General features: G+C 40.8%; 14 protein-coding genes. 13 read left to right on the top strand and 1 reads right to left on the bottom strand.

From position 1 onward, the window contains the following. Positions 1 to 29: 29 nt before the first annotated feature. The 12 genes from GSQ84_RS17745 to GSQ84_RS17690 all read left to right on the top strand — a co-directional run bounded on the left by GSQ84_RS17745 (position 30) and on the right by GSQ84_RS17690 (position 10,676). Positions 30 to 530, top strand: coding sequence for an NADH-quinone oxidoreductase subunit I (locus GSQ84_RS17745; RefSeq protein ID WP_158798607.1), 501 nt, complete (start codon positions 30 to 32; stop codon positions 528 to 530). 78 nt (positions 531 to 608) lie between these two features. Further along, the gene (locus tag GSQ84_RS17740; protein ID WP_158798606.1) at positions 609 to 1,106 is read left to right on the top strand and encodes an NADH-quinone oxidoreductase subunit J; all 498 of its coding nucleotides are present in this window, start codon (positions 609 to 611) and stop codon (positions 1,104 to 1,106) included. Then, positions 1,106 to 1,435, top strand: coding sequence for an NADH-quinone oxidoreductase subunit NuoK (gene nuoK / locus GSQ84_RS17735; protein ID WP_158798605.1), 330 nt, complete (start codon positions 1,106 to 1,108; stop codon positions 1,433 to 1,435). The genes GSQ84_RS17740 and nuoK overlap by 1 nt, the downstream gene beginning before the upstream one ends. Before the next feature lie 21 nt (positions 1,436 to 1,456). Further along, entirely contained in the window at positions 1,457 to 3,349 is a 1,893-nt protein-coding gene (nuoL, locus tag GSQ84_RS17730) for an NADH-quinone oxidoreductase subunit L (RefSeq protein WP_158798604.1), read from the top strand. 21 nt (positions 3,350 to 3,370) lie between these two features. Further along, positions 3,371 to 4,837 (top strand): NuoM family protein, encoded by a 1,467-nt coding sequence (locus GSQ84_RS17725; protein WP_158798603.1) that lies wholly within the window; start codon positions 3,371 to 3,373, stop codon positions 4,835 to 4,837. Between the two features lie 4 nt (positions 4,838 to 4,841). Next, positions 4,842 to 6,215 (top strand): NADH-quinone oxidoreductase subunit N, encoded by a 1,374-nt coding sequence (locus GSQ84_RS17720; protein ID WP_158798602.1) that lies wholly within the window; start codon positions 4,842 to 4,844, stop codon positions 6,213 to 6,215. Between the two features lie 45 nt (positions 6,216 to 6,260). Further along, the gene (locus tag GSQ84_RS17715; protein ID WP_158798601.1) at positions 6,261 to 6,923 is read left to right on the top strand and encodes a DedA family protein; all 663 of its coding nucleotides are present in this window, start codon (positions 6,261 to 6,263) and stop codon (positions 6,921 to 6,923) included. A gap of 1 nt (position 6,924) precedes the next feature. Next, positions 6,925 to 7,476: an inorganic diphosphatase gene (locus GSQ84_RS17710; protein ID WP_158798600.1), complete on the top strand. Its 552-nt coding sequence runs from the start codon at positions 6,925 to 6,927 to the stop codon at positions 7,474 to 7,476. Continuing rightward, positions 7,476 to 8,801, top strand: coding sequence for a hemolysin family protein (locus GSQ84_RS17705; protein ID WP_158798599.1), 1,326 nt, complete (start codon positions 7,476 to 7,478; stop codon positions 8,799 to 8,801). The genes GSQ84_RS17710 and GSQ84_RS17705 overlap by 1 nt, the downstream gene beginning before the upstream one ends. Positions 8,802 to 8,811: 10 nt before the next feature. After that, positions 8,812 to 9,516, top strand: a complete 705-nt coding sequence (locus GSQ84_RS17700) for a 16S rRNA (uracil(1498)-N(3))-methyltransferase (RefSeq protein WP_158798598.1) — start codon at positions 8,812 to 8,814, stop codon at positions 9,514 to 9,516. After that, complete coding sequence (locus tag GSQ84_RS17695; RefSeq protein WP_158798597.1) at positions 9,513 to 10,172, top strand: DUF4159 domain-containing protein; 660 nt, start codon at positions 9,513 to 9,515, stop codon at positions 10,170 to 10,172. Before GSQ84_RS17700 ends, GSQ84_RS17695 begins: the two co-directional genes overlap by 4 nt. A gap of 3 nt (positions 10,173 to 10,175) precedes the next feature. After that, entirely contained in the window at positions 10,176 to 10,676 is a 501-nt protein-coding gene (locus tag GSQ84_RS17690; protein WP_158798596.1) for a biotin/lipoyl-containing protein, read from the top strand. Between the two features lie 35 nt (positions 10,677 to 10,711). Here the strand turns inward: GSQ84_RS17690 and GSQ84_RS17685 are convergent, their stop codons facing one another. Further along, positions 10,712 to 12,301 (bottom strand): SUMF1/EgtB/PvdO family nonheme iron enzyme, encoded by a 1,590-nt coding sequence (locus GSQ84_RS17685; protein WP_158798595.1) that lies wholly within the window; start codon positions 12,299 to 12,301, stop codon positions 10,712 to 10,714. 194 nt (positions 12,302 to 12,495) lie between these two features. Between GSQ84_RS17685 and ispF the strand changes: the two genes are divergently transcribed. Beyond that, positions 12,496 to 12,975 carry a 2-C-methyl-D-erythritol 2,4-cyclodiphosphate synthase gene (ispF, locus tag GSQ84_RS17680; protein WP_158798594.1) on the top strand — a complete coding sequence of 160 codons (480 nt, stop codon included), beginning with the start codon at positions 12,496 to 12,498 and terminating at the stop codon, positions 12,973 to 12,975. The last annotated feature ends 12 nt before the right edge of the window (positions 12,976 to 12,987 follow it).

Genomic DNA, 12,987 nt, shown 5'->3' with positions numbered 1-12,987 from the left:
CCGCCCTGCGGAATATAAAAGGAGGTTTAATGGAACCATTAACCAGTAAAAAGAAAGTATTAATACAGAAACCACTCACCTTTGCAGAGCGCATCTATCTGCCTGCATTAGGTAAAGGTTTAGCGATCACGATCAGCCACTTTTTCAAAAAAGAAGCTACCATCAGGTATCCTGAAGTTCAGCGCGAAATGTCAATCAACTGGAGAGGCATGCACTCCCTTAAAAGGGATGAGGACGGTAAAGAGCGTTGCACAGCCTGTGGTTTGTGTGCCTTGTCTTGCCCTGCTGAAGCGATCACTATGATTGCTGCAGAACGTAAACCAGAAGAAAAAGACCTGTACAGGGAAGAGAAATATGCTTCGGTATATGAGATCAACATGCTGCGCTGCATTTTCTGCGGTTTATGTGAAGAAGCCTGCCCTAAAGAAGCGATTTACCTTGACGGCCCTATTGTACCTTCAGATTATCTCCGTAAAGATTTTATCTACGGAAAAGATAAACTGGTTGAACAGCCTTTAGTAAAGAAATAAGAGAAACAGGGGTTTGCGCTCCTGATATTAATACAGTTATACATTTGCCGCTTTAAGGCTTTAAAACAAAAATAATAAATGGGTGCCTCAGTATTCTATTTGGTCGCTTTTCTAAGTATCTTCTTTGCACTAATGGTGATCTTCGCGAAAAACCCGGTGCATAGTGTACTTTATCTGATCGTAACTTTTTTCACGTTCACTGTCCATTACATTTTGCTTAATGCCCAGTTCCTGGCCGTAGTAAACTTTATTGTTTATATGGGCGCTATCATGGTACTTTTCCTTTTTGTACTGATGCTGCTCAATCTGAATAAAGAAAATGAGCCTTTAAAATCGGGACTGGTAAAAATATTGGGTATTGTAGCGGGATGCTGCTTGGTGGTAACCCTTGTAGGCTCGCTAAAAGCGACAGCGATATCAAATCCTTTGGTATTGCAGAATGCAGATCTGGGATTGGTTAAAAACCTGGGTAAAGAATTGTTCGGCCCTTTTATGCTGCCGTTCGAGTTATCGTCGATCTTATTGCTTACCGCTATGGTAGGTGCCGTATTATTAACTAAAAAAGAAAAAGTATAATGGGGAATATTACTCAAAACTTGCAGGGCGTACCGCTTAACCATTACATTTGGTTTTGCGCCATTATTTTTACCATTGGCATTGTAGGTGTACTCACACGCAGAAATGCCATCGTCATCTTCATGTCGGTAGAATTGATGCTGAACTCGGTTAATCTTTTACTCACCGCTTTTTCGGTACATAGTAATGATCCATCCGGACAGGTATTTGTATTTTTCATCATGGCACTTGCCGCTGCAGAAGTTGCGGTAGGCCTCAGTATCATCGTGATGGTTTACAGGAATACACAGTCAACAGATGTTAATGTATTGAATCGCCTTAAGTGGTAGTTATTAAGAATAAATTATAAAATGATAAATTTAGTTTGGCTGGTTCCGTTAATTCCTTTTTTAGGCTTCCTGATCAACGGTCTGGGGAGAAATACCTTTTCTAAAAACCTGATTGGTTTTATTGGCAGTGGCGTTATATTGATATCTTTCATTATCAGTGCAGGTATATTCCTGGCGCTGAACAATGATCCTAACAGTTCACAGGAAGTGTTCCTGTTTGACTGGATCAGTGCTGGTGCATTGAAAATTCCTGTTTCCTTCCTGGTAGATCAGTTAAGTTCAATAATGCTGCTGATCATCACCGGTATCGGTTTCCTGATCCATGTATATTCTATCGGTTATATGCATGATGATGAAGGTTTCGGAAAGTTTTTCAGTTACCTGAACCTGTTTATCTTTTTCATGTTGCTGCTGGTTCTCGGATCAAACTATATTGTGATGTTCATCGGATGGGAAGGCGTTGGTTTATGCTCTTACCTGCTAATCGGCTTCTGGTTCACCAACAGCAGTTATGCTACGGCGGCAAAAAAAGCATTCGTGATGAACCGTATTGGTGACCTTGGGTTTCTGATTGCGGTGTTCATGTTATTCAGCGTATTCGGAAGCGTTGAATTTTCTAAAATATTTCCTCTGGCAAGTCACATGATTCCAGGCAATTCAACCATCAACCTGATCGCTTTACTGCTGTTTGTTGGTGCCTGCGGTAAATCTGCACAGATTCCATTGTTTACCTGGTTACCGGATGCGATGGCGGGTCCTACACCTGTATCTGCGCTGATCCACGCCGCTACGATGGTAACAGCTGGTATCTACATGATCGCCCGTTCGCACATCTTATTTGATCTGGCGCCAATAGTGCAGCACATTATTGCGATCATCGGTTTAGCTACCGCGGTACTAGGTGCTATCATTGCTATGACGCAAACAGACATTAAAAAAGTACTGGCTTATTCTACTGTTTCCCAATTGGGCTATATGTTCCTGGGATTGGGTGTTGGTGCTTATACCGGTTCTTTCTTTCACGTCATCACACACGCTTTCTTTAAAGCTTTACTGTTCTTATGCGCAGGATCGGTGATCCATGCCATGCATCACGAACAGGACATGAGACATATGGGTGGTTTACGTAAAAAATTACCACTTACTTTTTGGACCATGCTGATCGGTACGATTGCTATTTCAGGTATTCCTCCTTTCTCGGGTTTCTTCTCTAAAGATGAGATACTGGCACATGTATACGAACAAAATAAAGTAATGTGGGCTATCGGCGTATTCACAGCTTTCCTTACTGCCTTCTATATGTTCAGGATGATATTCCTGACCTTCTTTGGTAAATATCGTGGTACACACCATGCTGAAGAGCATATCCATGAATCACCTTCCAGCATGACTATTCCTCTGATCGTTCTGGCTGTACTAGCAGCCATAGGCGGCGCACTGGGTATTCCTGAATCATTGGGTGGTCACCATTGGTTATCACACTGGCTGGCGCCGGTTATCCCTCAGGTAGCTGAAAATGCCGACTCTGCTACAGAATATACATTAATGGCTGTTTCGGTAGTCGGGGCTGTCATTGCAATTATCATTGCTTATTTCAAATACGTTAAACAAGATCATGTACCTGTGGCAGACGAACACAAACGTTCGGTACTGGCTAATCTGTCTTATCATAAATTCTATATCGATGAAATTTATGATGCGGTGATCAGGAAACCTCTTGATGCTATTTCAGTGTTCTTCTACAGGGTAGTTGATAATAAAATTATTGATGGTATTGTGAACGGATTGGGATGGGGAACTTCAGAAACAAGTAAAGGAATCAGGTTACTGCAATCGGGTAACGTAGGTTTCTATATTTTCATGATGGTTGTCGGCATCATCTCATTGTTATTGTATACTTATTTATCTCTATAAAAGATCGTCCAAGAAAACATAATGGAACAGCTGTTACTACTTCTAATATTTTTACCAATAGTTGGTGCGCTGGTTACAGCATTTACCGGCAACACCGCAAAATATGTGGCCCTGGTATTTGCTCTGGCTTCGTTAGCTATCACCGCTTTTATCGCCTGTGAATTCGTTCCGGACGCAAGTACGCAATTTATGGTTAACCTGCCATGGATACAGGACCTGGGAATTAGTTTCCATGCCGGTATCGATGGGATCAGTTTAATCACGGTATTATTAACCAACGTACTGGTGCCGATCATTATCCTGGCGAGTTACCAGCACGATTACAAAAAACCAGCTTCTTTCTTTTCGCTGATCCTGTTTATGCAGGCTGGCCTGCTGGTGGTATTTACCGCTATGGATGCCTTCCTGTTTTACATTGGCTGGGAAGCAGCGTTAATCCCGATCTACTTTATCTGTGCCATCTGGGGCGGAAAAGATCGCGTGCGTATCAACATGAAGTTCTTTGTGTATACCATTGCAGGATCTTTATTCATGCTGTTGGGAATTATCTACCTGTACCTGCAAAACCCGGCACATAACTTTGACATACAAGCTTTCTATTCGCTTCACTTAGACAATACACAACAGGCTTGGATCTTCTGGTCGTTCTTTATCGCCTTTGCGATAAAAATGCCGATCTTCCCTTTCCACACCTGGCAGCCTGATACATATACTGAGGCTCCAACAGCAGGCACCATGTTGCTTTCGGGTATCATGTTAAAAATGGGTATCTACGGAGTGATCCGCTGGTTGTTGCCAATTGTTCCTAATGGCGTACAGGAGTGGGGTACTACAGCAATCGTTTTATCTATCATCGGTATCGTCTATGCTTCACTCATCGCCTTCACACAAAAGAACGCGAAGAAGCTGGTAGCTTATTCTTCCATTGCCCACGTAGGATTAATTTCTGCGGGTATTTTTGCCCTGAATACACAGGGTATGCAGGGAGCGATGATCCAGATGCTGAGTCATGGTATCAATGTGATCGGATTGTTCTTTGTACTGGACATTATCTTTTCAAGGGTTAAAACCAATACCATCAGTGAACTGGGCGGTATTGCTAAAGTGGCCCCAAAACTGGCTATTGCATTTTTAATCATCGTTCTGGGAACGGTAGCTTTACCAGGAACAAATGGATTTGTAGGAGAATTTATGTTGCTGTTAGGCGTGTACCAGTTTAGTTTCTGGGCAGTGGTCTTTGCAGGCCTCACCATTATCTTCGGAGCAGTATATATGTTCAGGATGTATCAGAACATCATGCTGGGCAAAACAAATGAACTGACCATAGGATTTGAAGATATCAGAGGGTCGGAACAACTGGTATTAGTGATCATTTGTGCACTGGTTATTGTAATTGGCGTATATCCAAAACCAATTCTGCATTTATCAGAAGCTTCTGTACAGCTATTATTAGAACAGGTAAATCAAAAATTAACATCGGTAAAATAAGGAAATGAATATCATTATAACAATTGTTGTTACAGCTTTAGCAGTGCTTTATGCAGGTTTATTTAATGCTAAAAAGGCTTTATTACCACTTACTTTAATTGGTCTTCTTGTTGCCCTTGGCTTTGCCGTAAGTTCATGGAATACCAATACGGTTTACTACGGAATGATGGAGATGGATAATTTTGCCGTTGCCTTTTCTTCCCTGGCCATCTTCTCTACTATTTTTATCTTTTTGCTGACACAGAATTACTTTTCTAAAGACAGCGAAAATGTAGCTGAATACTATACGTTGATCTTATTTGCGCTTTCAGGTATCATTATCATGGTTTCTTATACCAATATGTCGATGTTATTTATCGGGATAGAGATCATGTCTGTGGCCTTGTATATCCTTGCTGGTATCAGAAAGAATAACTTTTCATCCAATGAGGCTTCTTTAAAGTATTTCCTGATGGGTGCTTTTTCCACCGGTTTCCTTTTGTTTGGAATTACCCTGGTTTATGGGGCAACAGGATCATTTAACCTGTCTACAATTAACCAATACCTGATCGGTAACTATCAGGCGGTATCACCTTTATTTTATCCTGGCCTGATCCTGATCATGATTGGTCTTTGTTTTAAAATTGGTGCTGCACCTTTCCATTTCTGGACACCTGATGTATATGAAGGATCTCCTTCACTGATCACTACCTTTATGTCTACCGTAGTGAAAACTGCCGGATTTGCTGCTTTTCTGCGTCTATTTGCAGGAACCTTTGCGCCGCTTCATGACTTCTGGATGCCGCCACTGATGGCTATTGTTTGTATCACTTTATTTATCGGTAACGTAACTGCCCTGTTTCAAAAGAACTTCAAAAGGATGCTGGCTTACTCCAGTATTTCACATGCAGGTTACCTGTTATTCTCTTTAATCACACTAACTGCCCATTCAGCAAATAACGTATTGGTTTATGCTGCTGCTTATACTTTTGCAACCATCATTGCCTTTGCCGTCCTGATCCTGGTTAAACAGAAAACAGGCAGTGACAGCTTTGAAAGTTTTAACGGTTTAGGTAAGCGTAATCCTTTAGCGGCATTAACTTTAACCATTGCCATGCTGTCGCTTGCGGGTATTCCACTAACAGGCGGATTTATCGGTAAGTACCTGATGTTCCTGAACGTGATGCATGACTATCAGATCTACCTGGTTGCATTTGCAATTCTAAATGCGCTGGTTGGTTTCTATTATTACCTGAAGGTTGTAGTGGCCATGTACTTCAAAGATGGTGCTGAAATTGAGCTGGATACGCCGGTTCAATACAAGGTTGTGTTGGTTTTATCGGTTATTATCACCGTTTTCTTAGGTGTTTACCCTACGCTAATTTTAAATTTGATATAAGCATTTCTCAGGAAAATTATTTGTAGTTTTACGAATACTTGAATTATGCACGATTTCTGGACTTCCTTACATCACTTCATAGATCCTGAAAAATTACTTAAAGAAGGCGGTTTTTACCTCGTTATATTCGTAATCTTTGCTGAAACGGGTTTGTTTTTCGGGTTCTTTTTGCCGGGTGACTATCTGTTATTTCTGGCTGGGATGTTTGTTGCAACAGGTAAGCTGGATGTAAATATTTATGTGCTCATATCAATCTTAATTCTCTCTGCCATTTGTGGTAATTTTACGGGTTATTGGTTTGGAAAAAAAACCGGCCCCGTATTATATCAGAGAAAGGACACTTTTTTTTTTAAAAAGCGTTATCTTAAAGCCGCAGAACTGTATTATAACAAACAAGGAGCATTTGCTTTGATTATGGGCAGGTTTGTACCTATAGTTAGAACATTTGCGCCTATTTTTGCCGGTATAGTTGGGCTTGATTTTAAAAAATTCGCATTATATAACATTTCAGGTGCAATTTTATGGATAACATCTTTAACTTTGCTGGGTTATTTTCTTGGCAGGAGATTTGAAAAGGAGATTGACGCCTACCTGTTTTATATTATTGCGGGTTTTATGATCATTACTGCTATTCCCCTGGCAGTTGCGGTTTTGAAAAAGGGGGAACCATTGCACACTAAAGAAGACAATTCTAACATTGAATCATAATATGAGTATAGACTTAAATCATCCCTGGCACAAAGTTTCCCCAGGTGACAACCTGCCGGAATCGGTAAATGCTATTATTGAAATCCCTAAAGGATCAAAAGCGAAATACGAGATTGATAAAGAATCCAATCTAATTAAACTGGACCGTGTCCTTTTTTCTTCTGTAATGTACCCTGCAAACTATGGTTTCATTCCTCAGACTTACTGTGATGATAATGACCCATTAGATATTCTTGTTTTATGTTCAGTTGACGTTTACCCTTTGACTTTGCTGGAAGCAAAAGTTATCGGTGTAATGCACATGGTTGATAATGGCGAGCAGGACGATAAAATTATTGCTGTTGCAAAACATGATATGTCAGTAAATTATATCAATGACATCTCTGAGCTGCCTCCGCACCAAATGAAAGAAATCGTAAGATTCTTCCAGGACTATAAAGCTTTAGAGCTTAAAAACGTAACTATCGAAAAACTGATGGGCGTAACTTATGCTTATAAAGTGATACAGGAAAGTATCGAACTTTATAATAGTACATTTAGAAATAACTCTTAATGGGCTTTCAGATATTCTTAACCTTTTTCTTAGTCGTCTTAAACGGCTTTTTCGTTGCAGCAGAGTTTGCAATCGTTAAAGTCAGAGCGTCGCAAATAGAAATAAAAGCTAAATCTGGTAATAGAGTAGCTAATATTGCTAAGTATATTACACAACACCTTGATGGTTACCTGGCTGCAACGCAGCTGGGTGTTACCATCGCTTCACTGGGATTAGGCTGGGTTGGGGAATCAGTAATGGATCACATATTACATAGCCTTTTAACTTCCTTAGGACAAAGTCCTGCCTTCATTGATTCCTTCTCCAAAACCGCTTCTCCTATTATCGCTTTCAGTTGCATCACCATCATGCATATTGTATTTGGTGAACTGGCCCCAAAATCAATCGCTATACAGCGTCCCGTAGCTACTACATTATTTATCTCCCTGCCTTTACAGGTTTTTTATGTAGTTTTCAGGCCATTTATCTGGGTATTAAACAACCTGGCAAGTATTATTTTAAAAGTTTTTGGAATCTCTACGATAGGAGGTCATGAAGCTGTACACAGTACAGAAGAATTATATTACCTGCTTGACCAGGGAAAAGAGAGCGGTGCATTAGATAACAATGAGCATGAGCTGATCCGCAACGTTTTTGATTTCAATGAACGTGTGGTAAAAAATATTATGGTGCCCCGTACCAAAATTTCGGGTATAGAGCTGGCCACAGCCAAAGAAGATGTTATTCAGCTGATCATTGCTGAAGGGTATTCAAGAATGCCTGTTTTTGATGATGTCATAGATAAAATCATTGGTATCATCCACGCTAAGGATGTATTGCCTTTGCTGGCAGGGAATAAAGAATGGTCTTTAAAAGATATTATCAGGAAACCTTATTTTGTTCCTGAAACAAAGAAAATAAACGATCTGCTGAGTGAATTGCAGCAAAAGAGGATTCAGATCGCTATTGTGATCGATGAATTTGGTGGTACTGCCGGTATGGTTACCCTGGAAGATATAGTGGAAGAGATTGTTGGAGAGATCCAGGATGAATATGATGAAGAAAAACCTACGGTAGAAAAAATATCAGATACTGAATTTGTGATCAATGCCTATGCTACGGTTTATGATGTGAATGAACACCTTCCTCATGATTTGCCTGAGGACCTGGATTTCGATACCGTTGGCGGTCTGGTTTCACACGCTTTTGGAAAAATTCCTGATGTAGGCGATAGTGAAGAATGTTACGGTTACTTATTTACCATCCTAAAAAAGACTGAGCAAAATATTGAAACGATAAAGCTGGAATTGGTAATCCAGAAAAATGATATGGTAGATAACCATTAACACGCTGTAGATGCACGTTTTTTATACTCCTGATATTAATCATTCCGAATATATTTTAAATGAGGAAGAAAGCCGTCACTGTATGAAAGTACTTAGACTGGTAATTGGTGATGTTGTTCACCTGATTGATGGAAGAGGAGGCTTGTATGAAGCCGAGATCATCGGCGAAACCAAAAGAAATGTAACCCTTCATGTGCTGAAAACTACAGAAGGATACTCAAAAAGAAATCACCATTTACATATTGCTGTTGCACCTACAAAGAATATTGACAGGCTGGAATGGTTTTTAGAGAAAGCAACTGAAATTGGCATCGACCAGATCACCCCACTAATTTGTGAACGATCGGAGCGCAAGATTGTCAAAGAAGACAGGCTGAACAAAGTAATCACCTCAGCAGTCAAACAATCCCTTCAGGCCTACCATCCGCTCTTAAATGAAGCGGTTAACTTTAAAGATTTTATCGGCAGTCAGTCTGCGACATATAAAATGATTGCACATTGCATTGATGATGAACCCCGCAATTTCATCAGTCAGCTAACCGATCCCGGACAAAGCTACCTGGTATTGATAGGACCCGAAGGGGATTTTAGCCCTGCCGAAATTCTGCTGGCTTTGCAAAATGACTTTAAACCTGTAACTTTAGGTAATACACGTCTCAGAACAGAAACCGCCGCACTGGCAGCTTGTTTTGAAGTGAATTACTTAAATAGATGAAATGTAAATTACTGATTCTTTCCTGCTTGCTGCTGATCTTGTGCAGCAGTTACCGTAACCCTTCTTACCAGCTGGCGAGGCTGAAGTATAACGGAGGGGGCGACTGGTATGGCGACAGAACTGCATTGATTAACCTGATTGCTTTCTGCAACCAGAACCTGCATACTAACTTTGCCCCTGAAGAAGCTATCGCCGAAGTGGGCAGTCCCGATATTTTTAATTATCCTTTTATTTATATGACGGGGCATGGCAATGTGAGTTTTAGTCCGCAGGAAGCCCAGAACCTGCGTAAGTATCTTACCGGGGGCGGATTTCTTCATATAGATGACAATTACGGCCTGGATAAATTTGTCAGGGTACAGATGAAAAAAGTATTTCCTGAATTGTCTTTTGTAGAATTACCGGTTAATCATCCCGTTTATCAGCAGAAATTCAAGTTTCCGGGCGGCCTGCCAAAAATACACGAGCATAACGGAAAACCTGCACAGGGCTTTGCCCTGATCTGGCAGGGAAGGATGGTTTGTTATTATACTTATGAAAGCGATCTGGGGAATGGATGGGAAGACTTCGGCACCTATCCCGGGGATACTAACGAAAAGCGGATAGAGGCGCTTAAAATGGGCTCAAATTTAGTTGAATATGTCTTAACTCATTAATATATGTACAGGGTAAAAGTAAACGATCAGTATAATTATGAATTAACAGGTGACAATGGTGCTTTTCAGCTCAATGGAACTGAGCTTCCGGTGGATATCCGGGATCTTGGAAACGGGCACCTGCATTTCATTTATCAGCATAAATCTTATAATGCAGAAGTTGTTGCTGAAAATAAAGAAGAAAAGAGCGCCACGGTTAAAATCAATGGACACTTGTACGAAGTCTCTATAGAAGATCAGTTCGATAGTTTATTAAAAGCGCTGGGGATGAATGGTGCCGCGGGTAAAGCTGTAGCTGAAGTAAAAGCGCCTATGCCGGGATTGGTGCTAAGCGTAAACGTAACAGAAGGACAGGAGATTAAAAAAGGTGATAGCCTGCTGGTACTGGAAGCCATGAAAATGGAAAACATGCTGAAATCTGCAACCGATGGTACTGTTAAAAAGATAGTGGTAGCTAAAGGGGATAAAGTAGAAAAGAACCAGGTACTGATTACATTTGTATAAAAAAAGGAGCCTTATGGGCTCCTTTTTTTATTTCTTTATGACTTTTTAGCATTGAATGGTTTCTGCTGTTTAGGCTTAAACTGTGGTTTGCCGCCCGGGTGAATTTCTGAAGCACCCAGCATGGTCATTGCACAACGGAAGCCGATGTCTGCGGTAGACTCATCCTGTTGCAGGAAACGTCTGGTAGCAGGGTTTAACCATAAAGCCTGGTCATCCCATGAACCGCCTTTGTACACCCTTGATTTATTATTTACCAGGGTAATCTCACCATACAGCTTGTTTTCTTCATCACGGTATCCGCGCTGATCTGCATAGGTATTTACAGGCTGGTTTACTGCTGCCTGTTTCTCTGCCCAGGTTTGTTTTTTACCAGAAGTAGCTGGTGTCATTACAGGCCTGTTGTATTTATCTTTTTCCAGTCTTCCGGTATTCTGATCGGCTACTTTTTTATCCTGGTAATAGTTACCCCTGTATGGGTTTAAAGCATCTGCTGCTTCGAAAGTATTGGAACGATAAACATCCGCAACCCATTCGTTTACATTACCGGCCATATTATACAGTCCGAAATCATTAGGCACATAGGCACGTACGGGAACGGTAATACTTCCCTTATCGTTCAGGGAACCGCCTACACCCATATAATCACCTTTGGTTCTTTTAAAGTTGGCTAAAATTAAACCGCGTGTTTTGCTTTTTGCAGAACTGATACCCAGTCCGTCCCACGGATAGATCTTATTGTTATTGATGTTTTCATATTCTGTATTCCCTATCAGGCCTAAAGCTGCATATTCCCATTCAGCTTCTGTAGGCAGGCGATAAGGTTGTTTTAAAATACCATCTTCTAACCTTACGTTTCTTGTAGCGCCGCCTTTTGGTGCTTTGGCACCTGCTGCCGCTGCCGTCTGTGCACCCGGGCTTAAGTCTTTCATGGCATGGGTACCTTTGTCGTCATACTGGCCGTTTAAATAAAGATCAGTAGTAAAAGGGCCGGTAGGTTTAGCAGTGGCAGGTGTATTTGCTTTTGCTTTTTTACCATCACCATTTAAATCTTTATAGCTGGTCATGTAGTTTTGTTCCCTTAACAGGGATTCGTTCACGATATCTGTCCTCCATGCACAATATCTTTGTGCCTGTTCCCAGCTTACACCCACTACCGGATAATCCTGGTAAGCAGGGTGTCTTAAATAATTATCTACGTAAGGTTCGTTATAAGAAAGAGGCCTTCTCCATACCAGGGTATCAGGCAGCTCATTGTAATAATATTCGTAATTGGTAGGATCTGTTCTTCTGATCCAGTTCAGGTATTCCAGCCAGTTGGTATTGGAAACTTCGGTTTCATCCATATAAAAAGAAGAAACGGTAGTCTCTCTTTTAACATTGTAGTCTTTCAACTCCTGACCGGGAACATCTATTGCACTGCCACTCATTACAAACACTCCGCCTTCAATTTCCACTAAACCAGGTCCTGGTCCGCGTTTGAATTTGTTGTTTACCTGAAAGCCGCCATTCTCTTTCCTGTTGTATGCTAAACCCGTTTTTTCTGAAGTTGCGGTTTTGGATTTACAGGATACCAGGGAGGAAACAGTTAATAAAATAGCAAATGAATATAAGTAAGTTTTTTCCATGTGTGCAAATGATATATTCTGACTGTTAAAATTACACAAAAATAAATCTAAGCTCCAAAATAATTGTAGAATATCGTTTTAAATATCAACAAATTGCGGAAATAGTTACTCAGTTCTTTCGTGCAGAGGGTCAATAAGGTGGTTTTTTTAAATTATATTTGGGTAATAATAACCCCGTATTGGAATAGAAAGATATGAAGATTAAAGTAGGATTTGGTTTTGACGTACACCAATTAAAAGAAAACCATCCCTTTGTGATAGGTGGTGTAAACCTTGAACACCATAAAGGCGCCTTCGGCCATTCGGATGCTGATGTGCTGCTGCATGCCATATGTGATGCCCTGCTGGGCGCTGCCAATTTGAGGGATATAGGCTTCCATTTTAAAAACACAGATCCGCAATGGAAGGGGATCAGCAGTATGATCCTGCTGCAGGAAACCGTAAAGTTAATCTCAGAAAAAGGATGGACCATTGGTAACATTGATGCCATGCTTTGCCTGGAGGCACCAAAGATCAATCCTCATATTCCGCAGATGCAGGATAATATTTCCAAAGCCATTAATATTGATATGGAAGACATTTCTATCAAAGCCACCACCAATGAACTGATGGGTTTTATTGGCAGGGAAGAAGGAGTAGTGGCCTATGCGGTTTGCCTGATTCAAAAATTGTAAAACAATTGGCTG

This window comes from Pedobacter sp. L105 (assembly GCF_009765875.1).
Lineage (GTDB): Bacteria > Bacteroidota > Bacteroidia > Sphingobacteriales > Sphingobacteriaceae > Pedobacter.
This window is presented reverse-complemented; position numbering and strand designations above follow the sequence as displayed.

What these genes read in the sequence shown, in the direction of transcription:
- GSQ84_RS17745 (WP_158798607.1), top strand. Translation starts at nt 30, where the DNA reads ATGGAACCATTAACCAGTAAAAAGAAAGTATTAATACAGAAACCACTC.
- GSQ84_RS17740 (WP_158798606.1), top strand. Translation starts at nt 609, where the DNA reads ATGGGTGCCTCAGTATTCTATTTGGTCGCTTTTCTAAGTATCTTCTTT.
- nuoK (WP_158798605.1), top strand. Translation starts at nt 1,106, where the DNA reads ATGGGGAATATTACTCAAAACTTGCAGGGCGTACCGCTTAACCATTAC.
- nuoL (WP_158798604.1), top strand. Translation starts at nt 1,457, where the DNA reads ATGATAAATTTAGTTTGGCTGGTTCCGTTAATTCCTTTTTTAGGCTTC.
- GSQ84_RS17725 (WP_158798603.1), top strand. Translation starts at nt 3,371, where the DNA reads ATGGAACAGCTGTTACTACTTCTAATATTTTTACCAATAGTTGGTGCG.
- GSQ84_RS17720 (WP_158798602.1), top strand. Translation starts at nt 4,842, where the DNA reads ATGAATATCATTATAACAATTGTTGTTACAGCTTTAGCAGTGCTTTAT.
- GSQ84_RS17715 (WP_158798601.1), top strand. Translation starts at nt 6,261, where the DNA reads ATGCACGATTTCTGGACTTCCTTACATCACTTCATAGATCCTGAAAAA.
- GSQ84_RS17710 (WP_158798600.1), top strand. Translation starts at nt 6,925, where the DNA reads ATGAGTATAGACTTAAATCATCCCTGGCACAAAGTTTCCCCAGGTGAC.
- GSQ84_RS17705 (WP_158798599.1), top strand. Translation starts at nt 7,476, where the DNA reads ATGGGCTTTCAGATATTCTTAACCTTTTTCTTAGTCGTCTTAAACGGC.
- GSQ84_RS17700 (WP_158798598.1), top strand. Translation starts at nt 8,812, where the DNA reads ATGCACGTTTTTTATACTCCTGATATTAATCATTCCGAATATATTTTA.
- GSQ84_RS17695 (WP_158798597.1), top strand. Translation starts at nt 9,513, where the DNA reads ATGAAATGTAAATTACTGATTCTTTCCTGCTTGCTGCTGATCTTGTGC.
- GSQ84_RS17690 (WP_158798596.1), top strand. Translation starts at nt 10,176, where the DNA reads ATGTACAGGGTAAAAGTAAACGATCAGTATAATTATGAATTAACAGGT.
- GSQ84_RS17685 (WP_158798595.1), bottom strand. Translation starts at nt 12,301, where the DNA reads ATGGAAAAAACTTACTTATATTCATTTGCTATTTTATTAACTGTTTCC.
- ispF (WP_158798594.1), top strand. Translation starts at nt 12,496, where the DNA reads ATGAAGATTAAAGTAGGATTTGGTTTTGACGTACACCAATTAAAAGAA.